Genomic DNA, 15,631 nt, shown 5'->3' on the forward strand with positions numbered 1-15,631 from the left:
CTGTTGGTTTAGAAGAATTGATTCGATTCTAAAAATAATTTAATGATAGAACTCATCCTTTCAGCAGTCGGTTTAGGAATAATGCTGAGTCTGGTTTTTATTGGCCCTATTTTTTTTCTGCTTATTGAAACCAGTTTTTCCCGTGGTCCCAAACATGCCTTTACCTTAGATTTAGGCGTGGTTTTCGCTGATATTATTTGTATCGCTGCTTCTTATTTTGCGAGTGGCGATTTGGTACAGATCATCGATAAACATCCCGGGTTTTACCGCATCACTGCTTTCATTGTTTTTATTTATGCATTATACATGATTGTTTCCAAAACAAAAATGCGCTTGCAGGGTGAAGAAAAAATGATCGGACAGAACTATTTTAAAACCTTCCTGAATGGATTTTTCTTTAATATTCTGAATATTGGAGTTGTTTTATTTTGGTTGGTTACGGTAATCTCCGTGCGAAATGCCTATCCTGAACTTCAAGATTTTCTTTTATATATGGGACTTGTTGTAGGAACTTATCTCATCATTGATATTTTTAAAATCTATCTGGCTAAAATTTTTCATTATAAACTGACTCAAAATCTTGCAAATCAGATAAGACGGGGAGTTGGCTTTATCCTGTTGGCCTTCAGTATTTTTATTTTTTTGCAGAGTTTTAAAAAATTTAATCAGTTCGATAAAAAACTGGAGGAAGCCGAAAGAACCGAACAAAAAGTATTGCATCAATGAAAGAAATCATCTTCCCAACATCTTTAAAAAAAGGCGCTAAAATTGCCCTTATTTCGCCCGCAGGTGCCGTAGAAGAAAAACAGGTAGAAGAAGGGATAGAACTAATAAATAAGAAAGGATTCGAACCGGTTTTAGGTCAACATCTTTTCACGAAGTATGTTCATGGATACAATTACGCCGGGACCGAAAAAGAAAGAGTTTCTGACCTGAACTGGGCTTTTAATGACGATGAAATTGAAGCGGTCTGGGCCTCAAGAGGAGGATATGGATGTCAGCATTTATTAAAGCATTTAAAACTGGTTAAGTTTCGTAATCATCCAAAATGGTACATTGGATATTCTGACAATACGGTGATTCAAAGTTTTTTATTAAAAAACAACTTTGCTTCTATTAATGGACAGACCCTTAAAACTTCAAGTTTTGGCGTGACCGGTGAAAGTTATGATTTGATCTTTGATATTTTAAAAGGAGGCAAACCCACTTACCAGATCCCAACCCATTATTTAAATAAAAAAGGAACAGTTGAAGGACCTTTAGTTGGCGGAAATTTAGCCTTAGTTTATGCACTTTTAGGAACTTCATACTCCTTTGATTTCAGAGAAAAGATTTTATTTATTGAGGAAATTGGGGAAAAATATTACGCGCTCGACCGTATGCTGATGAGTCTTGAATTGGCAGGAGTTTTCCGGAAAATTAAGGGATTAATTATTGGTGGGATGATCAACATGGGTGACGAGAAAGACAACGCCAACTATGAGGAAAGTTTTGATGAATTTGCCTACCAGCTAATCGCCGAACGTTTAAAGAAATACAATTTTCCAACTATTTTTGGTTTTCCGAATGGTCATATTTATGATAACAGACCCTTGATTATAGGAGCAAATGTGGTAATGAATATTGGATCAGAAACTTTCGTTGCATTTTAATGGAGACTTTAGAAATTTCAAAATATGTTTTAGCGGGAATGCTTATTATTGCCGGAATCTTACATTTTCTAAAGCCTAAATTTTATTTAAAGATAATGCCTGATTATCTGCCGGCCCCACTTCTACTTGTCATCTTAAGTGGTATTGCTGAAATAATTTGTGGTTTATTGCTCGTTTTCCCAAATACGCAAACCATAGGTGCTTATCTCACGATCGCTTTATTCGTGGCAGTTTTTCCTGCAAATATCGAAATGAGCAGAAAGTATTACCTTCGTAGAAAGAAGGGATTTTGGCTGACCATATTACGGCTCCCCTTGCAACTTGCACTCATTTGGTGGGCTTATCAATTCATTAGATAATGGCAGAACACAATGATTTTGGAAATCTTGCAGAACAACTTGCAGCAGACTTTTTAGAAAAAAAAGGGTACAAAATTTTGGTTAAAAATTTCCGGTATCAGAAAGCGGAAATTGACATTATTGCAAGCTTTGAAAATCTTATCATTATTGTAGAAGTTAAAGCTCGAGGATCTGATATTTTCATGGAACCCCAGGAAGCAGTAACCAAAAAGAAAATCAAATCATTGGTCATGGCCACCGATTTTTTTATGAAAGACCGAAATCTGGATCAGGAAGTTCGATTTGATATTATCGCCGTCTTACCTGACGAAAGAAAGAAATTGCAAATCACGCACCTGGAAGATGCCTTTCAAAGTTTTGACGCTAATTAAAATATAAATAATTATTTAAAAAATGAAAACTGCACTCATCACCGGAGCTACTTCCGGAATAGGAAAAGCCACTGCTCAACTTCTTGGCAGACAAGGGTACAGATTAATTATCTGTGGTCGTAGAATAGATGTTTTAGAAGAGTTACAGGCTGGACTTTCACCCCATACCGAAGTTTTTAGTTTAACATTTGACCAGCGGTATTATGCTGAAGTTGAAAAAGCCATTACCTCCTTACCCGAAAACTGGAGAGAAATTGATATTCTCATTAATAATGCGGGAAACGCCCATGGACTGGATTCGTTAATCGAGGGTAATGTAGAAGATTGGGACGCCATGATGGACGGAAATGTAAAAGGACTTTTATACGTTTCCAAAATGATTCTGCCTGGAATGAAGTCTAGAAATTCCGGACATGTAATCAATATTTCTTCCGTGGCGGCTCGACAAACCTATGCAAATGGCGTTGTGTATTGTGCTTCGAAGAGAGCCGTAGATGTGATTTCTGAAGGAATGCGTTTAGAATTAACGGAGTTTGGAATTAAAGTGACCAATATTCAACCCGGTGCAGTAGAAACTGATTTTTCTAAAGTTCGATTTAAAGGGGATGAAACCCGTGCAGATACGGTCTATCAAGGATATGAGGCGTTGAAAGCTGAAGATATTGCAGATGCCATCTCCTACTGTATTAATGCACCAAAGCACGTTACTGTTTCTGATATGACGATCTACCCGAGCGCGCAAAGTGAACCGCGCACAATCCATCGAAAATAAATCTTAAACTATTAGTTGTAAAAATATTTTTCTAATGTTTAAATTGCAACTTTAATAAATGAAGCCCATGAAAATTCTGCATATTGAGACGTCCTCCAGAAATTGTTCAGTAGCCATTTCAGATGGTGCTGATTTGTTATGTTTATGTGAAAAAGTTTCTGAAAATTACAAGCAATCGGAAAGTCTGCACACCTACGTTGAGTGGGCTTTGGAAGGAGCAAATCTAACTTTAAAAGACATGGATGCAATTTCTTTAGGCAAAGGTCCGGGTTCTTACACCGGACTACGAATTGGAGCGTCTTCGGCGAAAGGGTTTTGCTATGGTATCCATATTCCACTCATTGCGGTCAATTCTCTATTAACGATGATAGAGCCGTTTCTAGATGGTGAATATGACCTTGTGATTCCTATGGTCGATGCCCGAAGAATGGAGGTTTATTGTGCGGTTTATGACGGTAAAACGAGTGAACTTATAAAAGATACGGAAGCCAAGGTTTTAGATGAGCATTCATTTCAGGAATATGCAGATCAAAAAATACTTTTTGTGGGCGATGGGGCGAAGAAATCGAAAGAGCTTCTACAACTTCCAAATGCGGAGTTTAATGATACGGTCTTCCCTTCTGCAAAATACTTGATTCGGCATTCTGTTACGAAATACAATGCAAAGGATTTTGAAGACGTGGCTTATTTTGACCCATTTTATCTGAAAGATTTTCAAGGCGTAAAAAAGATAAAAAGCGAAGACTGATGTTCGCTTTTTTTATTTGAGTTTTATTTCGCCCAGACTTGAGCTTTTTGGAGATTGATTATTGTTAATCCGTGGCGTTCTTTGGGGCGTTTCCGTTCTCCTTGAACCCGGTGGACCGCCTGGACCCGTATTCCCCGGAACAGGCATTGGATCATCACTGTCCATAGAAACGGGAACTGGAGCAGCTTTAGTTTCAATGACATTGCCTGATTCATCTGTCCTTTCGATATCCAGATCACTTCGCAGATATTTCAACATTTCTTTCGCTTTTTCGCCTTCTAAAGTTCGGGAATAATTTAATGCGATCTGTTCCAGCTGTAAAATCATGATTTCCTTCCCTGCAGTTTTACCACTGTTAAAGGCATTAAGCAAAGTAAATTTCGGCACCAAAGCGTCTTTCGGATATTTCTCCAGGGCGGTTTCAATCACCGTTTTACTTTCCTCATATTTTTCTGCAGCATAAAGATCGAAAGCCTGCGCATATAATTTTTCAACCTCTTCCGAAGATTGCGAGAACGAACTGTTTTTAGGATTTCTCACAAATTCAGCATAAGAAGTATACGGGAATTCAGTCAAAATTAATTGTTTCGCTCTTTCCGCAGCTTCGGGATTTTTCTCGTAATTAAACGCAAAAACCTGATATAATGCCTGAAGTTTAATATCTTCTTCGGGCTGCGTATCTGCTAAGTCATATAAAGTTTTTGTCGCCAGTGGAGTATCGGAAAAATAGGTTTCATACATTCTTCCGAGTCCTAAAGTCGCAGTATCACGTGCTTTTTTTAGGGCTAAAATATCCTCTGATTTGGTAGGGATTTTCTCGATATAGAAACTGGGTTCTAAACGTCTTGGATCGGGCGCAGTAGAAATTCCCATGGCTTCATTTTTCAAATCTTCAATGGTCGTCGTTCTTGCAGAAGTTCGCCAATTATCATTTAAAGACCTGTTTCCCCAAATTTGTTTAAAGGTAGATTCTCCTTTAGCAACAGTTCCCACGTTCGCAAAATAAAAGCCCCCTTTTGAACTTTCGAAATCTTGAAAACCGCCTGTATTCGAAGCAAACGGTGAATTTGCGGAGTAGTCGCCAGTGTCAAATCCTTTACTTCTCTCCTCTCTTTTACGTTCTAATTCTTCCTGTGCTTCTTTTATTTTAATACCGTCAATGTATTTATTGAAAAAGGCAATTCTTTCAGCTTCCGGCATCTTCGTCAAAGCCAGAATACTGTCATTTTTTTTGATAAGATAATAATTTGCAGAAACTTTTTTGATGTTTTGGGATTGATCCTGCAATAGAATTTTTGAAGGTTCGTAGGTCATCACCGCAAGTGAAGAATCATAAAATGCTCCTGCAGAAAGATAATCGCTTTGTTCAAAATACATTTTTCCGATCTCATAATAGGCAAGACCACGAACCTGAGGATCAGAAACCTGCTCTTTTAGAGACTGGGCGAAATAAGCTTTTGCTTCCTCTTTTTTACCCGCTTTATTGGCCATTAAACCCAAAGCATAGTAAAACTCATTCTTTCGGGAACCGTAAGTTCCTTTCTTACTTATTTTTTCTAAATAAGATTTTGCGCCTTCATAATCGTCATCTTTTCCATTAAAGGTTTTGGCGATTTCAATTTGAGATTTCACTTCAAATTCAAAGTCATTCGCGTTTTTGTAGGCGGTTACAAAACTTTCTCTGGCTTCTTCATTGCGATCCAGATCAGCCAGTATTTGTCCGCGTAAGAAGGCAATTCTACTTCTTAATTTTCGGTTTTTATTAACAACGTAGGCATCGTCTAATTCATTTACAGCATCTTGTTTTTTTCCGGCTGCCAAAAGCATTTCCGAATAATAAATGCCTAAAAGTTTTCGGTACTCTTTTTTGATTTTACTTTTTTTCAAATCTGCAAAAACTTCCTCCGCACGGTGATAATCCTCCATTTTGGAGAAAGCCAAACCTTGATAAAGTCTTGCCAGCGGCATTCTTTTATCATTTCGCATATTGTTGAAAATATAGTTTAAACCATCCAATGCTTCCAGAGGTTTATTTCGGTAAATTCGTGATTGTGCCAGTAAAATATTGGCGTCGAACATTTTTTTATTCTTTTCTTCACCGCCTTTCATTACTGAGTATTTGGCAATGGCTTTCAAGGCTTTTGCTTCAGATATTTCCAGAATAGAGGCGCCTTTTCGACCTCCTGAATTTTGCTGTGAATTCCCCGGAATACGAGAAGATCCGAAAGAGTTTGTGTTGGGAGTTCCAGGTCTTCCAGGCCCGTCTCCAAATACACCATCACTCTGTAAATCAGCACCTAATGGCTGGTCTTCGTAAGTTAAAAGATCAATATAAGGTGCGTAAAAATTATCTTTATGTGCTTTGTCGCGATTTCTGAATTCCGTTTCTAAAGCATCCTGGCTGTTAAAAAGGGTATTATAGTAGGAAAAAAATCCTTTCATAAAAGTAGAATCATTGGTCTTTTTTCGCGAGGAACAGGAATTAAAGACCACGACTGCAAGAAGGAAGTATATTGTTTTTTTCATTATTTAGTATAACTTTCAAATTAGCCGTTTATTATGAAAATGCCAATTAATTTTTGTAAAAATAATGAATTTTTGTTTTAAGAAGCCTTATGTTCTAAATCTTTTAAAATCTTGTAGACCAAATGGGTGGGCAAGCCCATAATGGTGTAATAATTTCCCTTCATATTTTTAATTTTTGCCATTCCGAGCCATTCCTGAATACCGTAACTCCCCGCTTTATCGAAAGGTTTAAAATGGGTGATATAGTAGTCTGCTTCCTCCGATGAAATAGTATCAAACGAAACTTCGGCCACATCAGTTTGTGTGAAAGTTTCCGTTTTTGTTTTAAGGGTAATTCCGGTAAAAACCTGATGCGTATTATCAGATAACTCCAACAGCATTTCTTTTGCATGAATTGCATCTTTTGGTTTACCCAATATCTTCTGATTTAAGGCGACTACAGTATCTGCGGTAATTAACACTTCCCCGGCTTCTAAGGGACGAAAGGCTTCAGCTTTCAATTCGGAAAGATAGGCCGCTACGTTTTCTACTTCTAAATGGTCCGGATATACTTCATCACAATTGATGGAGACTACTTCAAATTTGAACCCTAAATTTTGCAATAATTCTTTTCTACGCGGAGAATTTGAGGCTAATAATATTTTCATTTAAAAAAAATATGAGAAAAAAATTAAACGCTTTTCGTATGGTCTTCCATCCATTTTCCCTGAACTTTCATAACCTGTTCAATGACATCCCGTACCGCACCTTTTCCACCCTGAACCGGTGAAATATAATCTGAGATGAGTTTTACTTCAGCCACCGAATTTTCCGGACAAGCCGAAATTCCCGAGATCCGCATCATTTCAAGATCAGGAACGTCATCGCCCATGGTCAAAATTTCCTCATTCTTCAAATTATATTTTTGTTTAAACTCTTCAAATTTTTCCAGTTTATCACTAACCTTTGCGTAATATTCGATGATCCCTAAATAATTAATTCTTTTTCTGACCATAGGATCATCGCCACCCGTAATCACACAAATCGGATAGTCATATTTTCGGGCTTTTACAACGGCATATCCATCGAGAACATTCATGACTCGGGTCATACTTCCTTCGGGAAGCAAATAAACACTTCCATCTGTAAATACGCCGTCGACATCAAATACAAATGCCTTAATATCTTTTAATCGTGATTTATAACTCATACATTTCCTTTATCGATTCGTTCATTACTTTATAAATTTTCAGTTGCTCTTCATCCTTAATCAGATCCTCATGAGCTTTTAAAACCCGCTCATCATTTCGTACCGCCGGACCGGTTTGGGCAAATTTAGGTTCTAGAATTTTAATTTTATCGGTGGTTTCTTTAATTAAAGGTAAAAAATAATCAAACGGTATTTCTTGGGAATCTGAAATTTCCTTTGCTCTTGCAAAAAGATGATTCACGAAATTACAGGCGAAAACTGCTGTTAAATGAATATATTTCCTTTTTTCATACGTCGAAACCATTACTTTTTCTGAAATACTTTCCGCTAGATCTTGTAGTAATTCTACATCTTTCTTATTTTCTGCTTCGATAAAAAAGGGAATTTCGGCATAATTTAAATCCACAGATTTTGAAAAAGTCTGCAACGGATAAAAACTGGCTTTACGATAATTACCCGTAAGAATCTCTTTCGGTAAAGAACCCGAAGTATGAGCAACTAAACAGTTGTCTTTTTTAATCAATTTCGAAACATCTGAAATCGAACCGTCACTTACACAGATAAGATATAGATCTGCATCTTCTAATTGTGTATGAGAGTAGGGAAGGTGCACTTCTTCCGAAATAAGTTGTAAATTGCTTTTGTTCCGGCCAAAAATCTGGGAAACCGGGATTTTATTTTCCGTAAATGCTCTGGCTAAATGATAGGCTACATTTCCGGAACCTATAATAACGATCTTCATAAAATGAAATATAAACAAAGATACTTCTTTTGGTTTGGACTAAAAATTGAAGTCTTATTTAACTTTTAAATCTATTTACTATCCAAACACCGAAAGCATCTCAATGAAGATTAAGGAAAGCGAAATTATCGAGTTGATGTCAAGCGATAAAACCCGTGAAAAAGGGGTTAGCATGATGATGGATGCTTATCAGAGTCGGTTGTATTGGCACATTCGAAGGTTTGTAGTCGATCATGATCTGTCTCAGGATATTCTGCAGGATACTTTTATTAAGGCGTATCAGAATTTTCATCAGTTCAAGCAAGAGAGTCAGTTATATACTTGGTTATACAGGATCGCGACAAATGAATCTCTGCAGCAATTGAATAAATTAAAGAAAATGCAGAAGTCTGATGAAGAAGCAACAGGTCATCTTCAAAATTTAGTTGCAGAAAATGTAGCGCCTGATGCAGATGAAATTCAGGTATTATTACAAAAGGCAATTCAAAGTTTGCCCGAAAAACAGAAGCTGGTTTTCAATATGCGTTATTATGAAGATTTACCATACGAGGATATTTCGAAAATTTTAGACATGTCGGTAGGTACTTTAAAAACCAATTACCATTATGCCAAGCAAAAAGTCGAAGACTATATTAAACAGAACTACACAGAATAATAGGATTACGAGAGATGAAAGAATTTGATATTGAAAAACTAAAACGCGAAAATGTTTTTACAGAACCCGAAGGTTTTTTTGAAGACATGCAGAGGAAAGTGATCGCTCAAACTGTCCCACCTAAAAAAGGGAAGATCATTAAGTTAAATTGGGCATATACTGCAGCGGCTGCCATTGCATTGATTTTTGGATTTACCATTTTTATTAATTCAGATCCGGCTGCCGAAGCAACACCTGCTGTTGTAACTACGACTTCAGCACCTGCTCAGTCTGCAACTTATGGATTATCAGACAACAGTGCCATTGATAGTAATGCAAATACAAAAGATATTGTACAAAATGATTTAACTTTTGAAGAGCAAAACTATCCAAAGAAAACAACAAAAGAAGCGGTCATTGCGAAACCACAAACGGCAAATTTTGCAAGTAAAAAGGAAAACATAAAACCACAAACGTCAGAATTACAAGTAGATCAAATCTTAGCAAGTTTTACATCAGCAGAATTAGCAGATGTTGGAAAAAACTCAGAACAGGATATTTATCTGGATTTGTATAATTAAGATGAGCACTATGAAAAAGATTGGTATAGCGATAATTGTAGTCGTATCAGCACAATTTAGCTTTGCACAGCAGCAAAGTCTGGATTTGAAAAATATGAAACCTGAAGCACGAAAAGAAGTTCTTCAGAAAATGGAACCGAATGAGCGCATGGAATTGCTGAGGCAATACCGGGAAAATATGATTGTTACAGAATTAAATGTTCCTCAAAATACGCAACCGCAGTTTAAATCGTTATACAATGAGTATCAGGAAAAACAAAGTCAAATAAAAAGCAAGTTCAATCCGAAAGATAATTACGAAAGTATGACTGATGCAGAAGCGACCAAGGAACTGGATCAAAGTTTTGAAGTCGGTCAGCAACTTCTGGATACCAGAAAAGACTACTCTAAAAAATTTATGAAAGTAATTTCTCCCCAGCAGGTTTTAAAAATGTACCAGACGGAAGGGAAAATGCGTAAAAAAATATTAGACAGAAAACAAGACGGGCCTGCAAATGCCGGTTCGCAGCGTAGACGACCATAATAGTTTATTTTTTTTAATGTTTGAGCGACCTCTGCAAAAAGTTTGTAGAGGTCGTTCTTTTTTTATTTTCTGGGCGATCCCCTCTCCAATACTCAAACCCCTCGCTCGGGTCGGGCTCTTCACTTCAATTCCTCGTGCCGACGCCTTTCCCAAGCATACTCCGGGATTTCCGTTGCGATCCCTATCGCAAAGAAGTGCTTTAAAATCACACCAATTTAAAAATTGAGAAGGATAAAACAAGAGGTCAGCGAAATGCAATCCTGAGTTTTTCGTACTTTAATCACCTGAAATAGGTGGTTTCAAAGGAAATACTATCTTTAAATATCAAATATTTTTGCAGTTAAATTTCTTCCAAGACATTTTATTGGCATTCATAATATCCACCAAAAAAGATTAAATTTGCAGATTACGATAATTATAGATGAAGAATATACGGAATTTTTGCATTATTGCACATATTGACCACGGTAAATCCACTTTGGCAGACCGACTTTTGGAATATACCCATACGGTAACTTCCCGAGAACTCCAGTCTCAGACCTTGGATGACATGGATATTGAAAAAGAACGTGGGATTACGATTAAGTCTCACGCCATCCAAATGGATTATGAATTAGATGGAGAGAAATATGTTCTCAACCTAATTGATACTCCTGGACACGTTGATTTTTCTTACGAAGTATCACGTTCCATCGCTGCCTGTGAAGGAGCGCTTCTTATCGTTGATGCCGCGCAAAGTATTCAGGCTCAAACCATAAGCAACTTATATTTAGCGTTGGAAAATGATTTAACCATCATTCCAATTTTGAATAAAATCGATTTACCTTCTGCAAATCCGGAAGAAGTAACCGATGAAATCATGGGCTTAATTGGTTGTGAATATGAAGATGTTTTACGCGTTTCCGGAAAGACAGGAGAGGGCGTTCTAGAACTGTTAGAACAAATCGTAAAGAGAATTCCGGCACCGGTTGGGAATGAAGACGGACCATTGCAGGCCTTGATTTTCGATTCTGTTTATAATCCTTTCCGCGGAATTGAAGCCTATTTCAAAGTCGTTAACGGAAGCATTAAAAAAGGTCAGCGAATCAAATTCATGGCGACCGACAAAATGTATGAAGCCGATGAAGTTGGTACTTTAAAATTAAAACAAACCCCAAAGAAAGAAATTAAAACGGGCGATGTAGGTTATATTATTTCCGGTATTAAAGATGCCCGTGAAGTAAAAGTGGGCGATACCATCACTACTTTTGAAAACGGCGCAACAGAGCCAATCGACGGTTTCGAAGAAGTAAAACCGATGGTTTTCGCCGGGATTTATCCAATCGAATCAGAGGACTTTGAAGAACTGCGTTTCTCTTTAGAAAAACTGCGTTTGAATGATGCTTCTTTGGTTTTCGAACCGGAAAGTTCAGCAGCCTTAGGTTTCGGTTTCCGTTGTGGATTCCTCGGAATGCTGCACATGGAAATCGTTCAGGAAAGATTAGACCGCGAATTCAACATGGATGTTATTACAACCGTTCCCAACGTTTCCTACCACGGTTACACCAAAAAAGATCCGGACACGGTAATCTTGATCAACAACCCGTCAGAAATGACCGATCCTATGTTAATGGATCGCGTTGAGGAGCCGTTTATCAAAGCTTCAATCATTACCAAATCCGATTATGTTGGCCCGGTAATGACTTTGTGTATCGAGAAAAGAGGCGAGATCGTGAATCAAAGTTATCTAACTTCAGATCGGGTAGAACTTGTTTTCAATATGCCTTTAGCAGAAGTTGTTTTCGATTTTTATGACCGTTTGAAATCGGTTTCCAAAGGATATGCTTCCTTCGATTATCATCCGATTGGCTTCCGTGCTTCCAAATTAGTGAAGATGGATATCCTGATCAATGGCGATATGGTCGATGCGCTTTCGTCCCTAATTCACGACAGCAACGCTTATTATATCGGAAAAAGAATGTGTGAGAAACTGCGCGAACTGATTCCGAGACAACAGTTTGATATCGCAATTCAGGCCGCTTTAGGAGCCAAAGTTATTGCGAGAGAAACCATCAAAGCTTTAAGAAAAGACGTTACCGCAAAATGTTACGGTGGAGATATTTCCCGTAAACGTAAATTGTTGGAGAAACAAAAAGAAGGTAAAAAGAAAATGAAACAAATCGGTAGAGTAGAGGTTCCACAATCCGCATTTATGGCGGTGTTGAAGCTGAACGATTAATCTATTTATTTGGGCAGCTTTTTCCGTCTTCCGTTCCCGCTTTTTTATTTTGTGGCTTCGACAAGCTCAGCCACCAAATAAAAAGAGCTCCACTCAAGCCGGGCTGCAGATTTTCGCTTCTTCAAAGACTATATAATATTATAAATTCCTGAATTCGTTCAGGAATTTTTTGTTTAAATTCGTGACACTTAAATTATCCCAATGAAATCTATTTCTTTAATTTTTCTTTTAGCAGCGAACCTTATTTTCTCCCAAACCAAATACCAAACACCTTACGAAAAAGGCAACGGAAATCAAACCACCACTTATGAAGAGATGGTTAAATTTTATGACGATTTGGCTAAAGACTTTCCGACGATATCTATTATGTCGTTTGGAACTGATGATAATGGAGAACCAATTAAAGTTGTTGTTTACAATGCTTCAGTAGATAAAAATAATCCGACCATCTTGATTAACAATGGAATCCATCCAGGTGAACCCGATGGAATTGATGCTACCATGATGATGATGCGCGATCTGGTAACCGGAAAAATTACCGCGAAAAATTTAAGGGTCGTGGCGGTTGAAGCGTATAATATCTCCGGAATGTTAAGAAGAGGATCGCATAGCCGAGCCAACCAAAATGGTCCGGAAGAATACGGTTTTCGGGGAAATGCCAGAAACTATGATCTGAATAGAGATTTCATTAAAAACGATACCGAAAACGCAAAGGCGTTTCAACAGACTTTCCAACATTTTAAACCGATCTACTTCATTGATAATCACGTTTCAAATGGAGCAGATTATCAATATTTATTCACCTATATTTCTACCAATAAGGAAAGATTGGGCAGCAAACTTGGAAATTACTTTAACCAGAAAATGCAACCTGAAATTCTACAAACTTTAGATAAGCAAGGAATTCTCACCACTCCTTATGTCAATATCCACGGCGATTCTCCGGATGAAGGTTTTCCGGCATTTATGGATTCTCCGCGTTATGCAACGGGTTATACGACGCTTTTTAATACGATGGGAACTGTTGCCGAAACCCACATGTTGAAACCTTATAAAGACCGCGTTCGTGCGACTTATGAATATATGCTGAGTGCTATTAATTATACCGCAAAAAACGCCGCGGAAATTCGAAAATTAATGGCTGAAACTTTGGCAGATTATCAACCCAAAAAGAGTTATCCAATTCAGTGGAAAGTAGACAGCACGAAATTTCAAATGATTGATTTCAAAGGTTTTGAAGCTGGAAAAAAACCGAGCGAAGTTTCCGGGAAACCAAGATTGTTCTACGACAGAAATACACCTTTTAACCGAAAAGTTAAGTTTTACAACCAATATAGTGCTACGAAAGAAATTGCTATTCCAACCTATTATGTGATTCCACAATCAGAACAAAAAGTTTTAGAGTATTTGAAAAGGAATAATATCATTATGAAAAAGATTCAGCAAGATTCTACCATAGTTGTACAACAATACAAAATAGCAGACTACAAAACCTCAAAAAATGCTTATGAAGGACATTATCTTCATTATGATACACAGGTAAAAGCAGAGACCCGAAGCTACAAATTTAGGAAAGGCGATGTTTTAGTTCCTACCAAGCAGTACGGCGTAAAATATATTCTGGAAACGCTGGAACCTGAAGCTACTGATTCTTTCTTCAATTGGAATTTCTTTGATGCCATTTTGGGACAGAAAGAATATTATTCTGACTACGTTTTTGAAGATACTGCCGCAGAATTACTAAAAACAAATAAAGATTTACGCACCGCTTTTGAACTTGAAAAGAAATCTAATGCTGACTTTGCCAAAGATTCAAGAGCCCAGCTCGATTGGCTTTATAAACATTCTGACTACTATGAAGGAAGCGTGGGATTATATCCGATCTATCGAATTCTGTAGAACCAGAATATCTCAAACACCTTTTAATTTAAACGATAAACAATATTTAGAATATGAAAACATTAATATGAATAGCTTTAGGACTTTTTATGATTTTAGCAGGAATCGGACATTTGACTTACGCACGTGAAACTTTTCAGGCTCAGGTTCCGGATTGGATTCCTCTGTCTAAAGATTTTACCGTCTTGGCTTCAGGCGTGGTTGAAATTCTTCTTGGCTTAGCCATGGTGTTTTTAGTAAAAAAGAAAAAATATGCCGGCTTGGCTCTGGCAATATTTTTCGTTTTGGTTTTTCCCGGTAATATTTCGCAATACCTGGAACACCGTGACGGTTTTGGATTAGATACGGATACCAAAAGGCTGGTTCGCTTGCTATTTCAACCCGTTTTAATCTTCTTAGCAATTTATTCTACCGATGCGCTCAAGAAATCCCAAACGTCTTAAAAAAGTAAAAAGCTTTTAGAAATAAATCTAAAAGCTTTTTTATTATTTAGGCAAACCTTTTTCTAATGCGTGGTTCGCTCGTTCAATGGCTTTCTTTTCCTTCCAGTCCATATATTTGTTTTTGAATTTTCTTTTCATGAAATTGTCAAAGTTCCGCTGAATCGTAAGATTGTAAAGCGAACGGGCCTTTACACTCCAGGACTGATCCCAGGCTCTTTGCGAAATGGAAAAACTGCCATCCAAATATTTCATATAATGCCACCAACCGGTCGGCATAAACAAAGTGTCGCCGTGCTCCAGAAAACATTCAATCCCTTCCACGCCGTTTAAGGCGGGGAATTTTTCAAAATCTGGATTTGCGATGTCGTAATCTTCTAACGAGTAGGTTGCAAATGGAATTTTGTACAGCCGCTCTTTCCACTTGTTCTCAAAAAGAAGAATATGCTTTCGCCCATTAAAGTGCGTGTGGAAAATATGCGCCAGATCAATATCAAAATGCAGAAACGTTTCAGAACCTTTCCCGCCGAAAAACATATTTGGAAATTTATCCAGAAAACCGCCCATTAAATCTTTAGGTGAAATATAATCCTCTAAAAGTTTCGGTGCGGACTTGATGGGGTCGAAAAGGAAGATTCGCAGATCCGTGGGTTTTTCTGAAATCAGATCGATATAATCGGTAAATTTCATTTTCGTTGCTGAGGAATTAATGGGTGCTGCAGGATCTGCTTTCGAAGAATCATAAAGCGGAACTTCTACATCGCCCACGGTTTCTTTCATATAATCCATCGTCCATTTTTCAAAAGCTGGCCAGCTTCTCGCCATATTTTTGATGACCAGTGGCTTTCTGGGAAGCAAGTACTTATTCCGAAAATCTTCTTTTGAAATAGTATCAACTACATCGATTGGTTGTAAATGAAGTCCCATAGATAAAATGATATTTAGTGAACAAAAGTAAATAAAAAAAAGATTTTGAC

17 protein-coding genes are annotated in these 15,631 nt (G+C 37.4%); 12 read left to right on the top strand and 5 right to left on the bottom strand.

The window, feature by feature from the left end; all coding sequences use genetic code 11:
• Positions 1–42 precede the first annotated feature (42 nt).
• The 6 genes from EIB73_RS10410 to tsaB all read left to right on the top strand — a co-directional run bounded on the left by EIB73_RS10410 (position 43) and on the right by tsaB (position 3,902).
• Positions 43–726, top strand: a complete 684-nt coding sequence (locus tag EIB73_RS10410; protein ID WP_125025162.1) for a LysE family translocator — start codon at positions 43–45, stop codon at positions 724–726.
• Positions 723–1,652, top strand: coding sequence for a S66 peptidase family protein (locus EIB73_RS10415; protein WP_125025164.1), 930 nt, complete (start codon positions 723–725; stop codon positions 1,650–1,652). Before EIB73_RS10410 ends, EIB73_RS10415 begins: the two co-directional genes overlap by 4 nt.
• Positions 1,652–2,011, top strand: a complete 360-nt coding sequence (locus EIB73_RS10420) for a DoxX family protein (protein ID WP_125025166.1) — start codon at positions 1,652–1,654, stop codon at positions 2,009–2,011. Before EIB73_RS10415 ends, EIB73_RS10420 begins: the two co-directional genes overlap by 1 nt.
• Positions 2,011–2,382, top strand: a complete 372-nt coding sequence (locus EIB73_RS10425) for a YraN family protein (RefSeq protein ID WP_125025168.1) — start codon at positions 2,011–2,013, stop codon at positions 2,380–2,382. The genes EIB73_RS10420 and EIB73_RS10425 overlap by 1 nt, the downstream gene beginning before the upstream one ends.
• Positions 2,383–2,404: 22 nt before the next feature.
• Entirely contained in the window at positions 2,405–3,154 is a 750-nt protein-coding gene (locus EIB73_RS10430) for an SDR family NAD(P)-dependent oxidoreductase (protein WP_125025170.1), read from the top strand.
• A gap of 67 nt (positions 3,155–3,221) precedes the next feature.
• Positions 3,222–3,902 carry a tRNA (adenosine(37)-N6)-threonylcarbamoyltransferase complex dimerization subunit type 1 TsaB gene (gene tsaB, locus EIB73_RS10435; RefSeq protein ID WP_125025172.1) on the top strand — a complete coding sequence of 227 codons (681 nt, stop codon included), beginning with the start codon at positions 3,222–3,224 and terminating at the stop codon, positions 3,900–3,902.
• 12 nt (positions 3,903–3,914) lie between these two features.
• Here tsaB and porW read toward each other — a convergent pair whose 3' ends face one another.
• The 4 genes from porW to EIB73_RS10455 form a co-directional block, all read right to left on the bottom strand.
• Positions 3,915–6,428: a type IX secretion system periplasmic lipoprotein PorW/SprE gene (porW, locus tag EIB73_RS10440; protein WP_125025174.1), complete on the bottom strand. Its 2,514-nt coding sequence runs from the start codon at positions 6,426–6,428 to the stop codon at positions 3,915–3,917.
• Between the two features lie 77 nt (positions 6,429–6,505).
• Positions 6,506–7,075: a Maf family nucleotide pyrophosphatase gene (locus EIB73_RS10445; RefSeq protein ID WP_125025176.1), complete on the bottom strand. Its 570-nt coding sequence runs from the start codon at positions 7,073–7,075 to the stop codon at positions 6,506–6,508.
• 23 nt (positions 7,076–7,098) lie between these two features.
• Positions 7,099–7,617, bottom strand: a complete 519-nt coding sequence (locus EIB73_RS10450; RefSeq protein WP_125025178.1) for a KdsC family phosphatase — start codon at positions 7,615–7,617, stop codon at positions 7,099–7,101.
• Positions 7,607–8,359 carry a Rossmann-like and DUF2520 domain-containing protein gene (locus EIB73_RS10455; protein ID WP_125025180.1) on the bottom strand — a complete coding sequence of 251 codons (753 nt, stop codon included), beginning with the start codon at positions 8,357–8,359 and terminating at the stop codon, positions 7,607–7,609. Before EIB73_RS10455 ends, EIB73_RS10450 begins: the two co-directional genes overlap by 11 nt.
• A gap of 103 nt (positions 8,360–8,462) precedes the next feature.
• Here EIB73_RS10455 and EIB73_RS10460 point away from each other — a divergent pair, with 103 nt between their 5' ends.
• The 6 genes from EIB73_RS10460 (at position 8,463) to EIB73_RS10485 (ending at position 14,657) form a co-directional block, all read left to right on the top strand.
• A complete protein-coding gene (locus EIB73_RS10460) occupies positions 8,463–9,014 on the top strand; it encodes an RNA polymerase sigma factor (RefSeq protein ID WP_125025182.1) in 552 nt (183 codons plus the stop codon).
• 14 nt (positions 9,015–9,028) lie between these two features.
• Positions 9,029–9,574: a hypothetical protein gene (locus EIB73_RS10465; protein ID WP_125025183.1), complete on the top strand. Its 546-nt coding sequence runs from the start codon at positions 9,029–9,031 to the stop codon at positions 9,572–9,574.
• Between the two features lie 10 nt (positions 9,575–9,584).
• Entirely contained in the window at positions 9,585–10,097 is a 513-nt protein-coding gene (locus EIB73_RS10470; RefSeq protein WP_125025185.1) for a hypothetical protein, read from the top strand.
• Positions 10,098–10,518: 421 nt separating this feature from the next.
• Positions 10,519–12,315 carry a translation elongation factor 4 gene (lepA, locus tag EIB73_RS10475; RefSeq protein ID WP_125025187.1) on the top strand — a complete coding sequence of 599 codons (1,797 nt, stop codon included), beginning with the start codon at positions 10,519–10,521 and terminating at the stop codon, positions 12,313–12,315.
• Between the two features lie 201 nt (positions 12,316–12,516).
• Positions 12,517–14,214, top strand: a complete 1,698-nt coding sequence (locus EIB73_RS10480) for a M14 family zinc carboxypeptidase (protein ID WP_125025189.1) — start codon at positions 12,517–12,519, stop codon at positions 14,212–14,214.
• Between the two features lie 89 nt (positions 14,215–14,303).
• Positions 14,304–14,657 carry a DoxX family protein gene (locus EIB73_RS10485; protein WP_228411229.1) on the top strand — a complete coding sequence of 118 codons (354 nt, stop codon included), beginning with the start codon at positions 14,304–14,306 and terminating at the stop codon, positions 14,655–14,657.
• 42 nt (positions 14,658–14,699) lie between these two features.
• Here EIB73_RS10485 and EIB73_RS10490 read toward each other — a convergent pair whose 3' ends face one another.
• Positions 14,700–15,581: a cupin-like domain-containing protein gene (locus EIB73_RS10490; protein ID WP_125025191.1), complete on the bottom strand. Its 882-nt coding sequence runs from the start codon at positions 15,579–15,581 to the stop codon at positions 14,700–14,702.
• Positions 15,582–15,631: the final 50 nt, after the last annotated feature.

It is taken from the genome of Kaistella carnis, assembly GCF_003860585.1.
GTDB classification, from domain to species: Bacteria; Bacteroidota; Bacteroidia; order Flavobacteriales; family Weeksellaceae; genus Kaistella; species Kaistella carnis.

Bases quoted from the DNA above. Each gene is read 5' to 3' on its own strand.
- EIB73_RS10410 (WP_125025162.1), top strand. From the start codon at position 43: ATGATAGAACTCATCCTTTCAGCAGTCGGTTTAGGAATAATGCTGAGT.
- EIB73_RS10415 (WP_125025164.1), top strand. From the start codon at position 723: ATGAAAGAAATCATCTTCCCAACATCTTTAAAAAAAGGCGCTAAAATT.
- EIB73_RS10420 (WP_125025166.1), top strand. From the start codon at position 1,652: ATGGAGACTTTAGAAATTTCAAAATATGTTTTAGCGGGAATGCTTATT.
- EIB73_RS10425 (WP_125025168.1), top strand. From the start codon at position 2,011: ATGGCAGAACACAATGATTTTGGAAATCTTGCAGAACAACTTGCAGCA.
- EIB73_RS10430 (WP_125025170.1), top strand. From the start codon at position 2,405: ATGAAAACTGCACTCATCACCGGAGCTACTTCCGGAATAGGAAAAGCC.
- tsaB (WP_125025172.1), top strand. From the start codon at position 3,222: ATGAAAATTCTGCATATTGAGACGTCCTCCAGAAATTGTTCAGTAGCC.
- porW (WP_125025174.1), bottom strand. From the start codon at position 6,428: ATGAAAAAAACAATATACTTCCTTCTTGCAGTCGTGGTCTTTAATTCC.
- EIB73_RS10445 (WP_125025176.1), bottom strand. From the start codon at position 7,075: ATGAAAATATTATTAGCCTCAAATTCTCCGCGTAGAAAAGAATTATTG.
- EIB73_RS10450 (WP_125025178.1), bottom strand. From the start codon at position 7,617: ATGAGTTATAAATCACGATTAAAAGATATTAAGGCATTTGTATTTGAT.
- EIB73_RS10455 (WP_125025180.1), bottom strand. From the start codon at position 8,359: ATGAAGATCGTTATTATAGGTTCCGGAAATGTAGCCTATCATTTAGCC.
- EIB73_RS10460 (WP_125025182.1), top strand. From the start codon at position 8,463: ATGAAGATTAAGGAAAGCGAAATTATCGAGTTGATGTCAAGCGATAAA.
- EIB73_RS10465 (WP_125025183.1), top strand. From the start codon at position 9,029: ATGAAAGAATTTGATATTGAAAAACTAAAACGCGAAAATGTTTTTACA.
- EIB73_RS10470 (WP_125025185.1), top strand. From the start codon at position 9,585: ATGAAAAAGATTGGTATAGCGATAATTGTAGTCGTATCAGCACAATTT.
- lepA (WP_125025187.1), top strand. From the start codon at position 10,519: ATGAAGAATATACGGAATTTTTGCATTATTGCACATATTGACCACGGT.
- EIB73_RS10480 (WP_125025189.1), top strand. From the start codon at position 12,517: ATGAAATCTATTTCTTTAATTTTTCTTTTAGCAGCGAACCTTATTTTC.
- EIB73_RS10485 (WP_228411229.1), top strand. From the start codon at position 14,304: ATGATTTTAGCAGGAATCGGACATTTGACTTACGCACGTGAAACTTTT.
- EIB73_RS10490 (WP_125025191.1), bottom strand. From the start codon at position 15,581: ATGGGACTTCATTTACAACCAATCGATGTAGTTGATACTATTTCAAAA.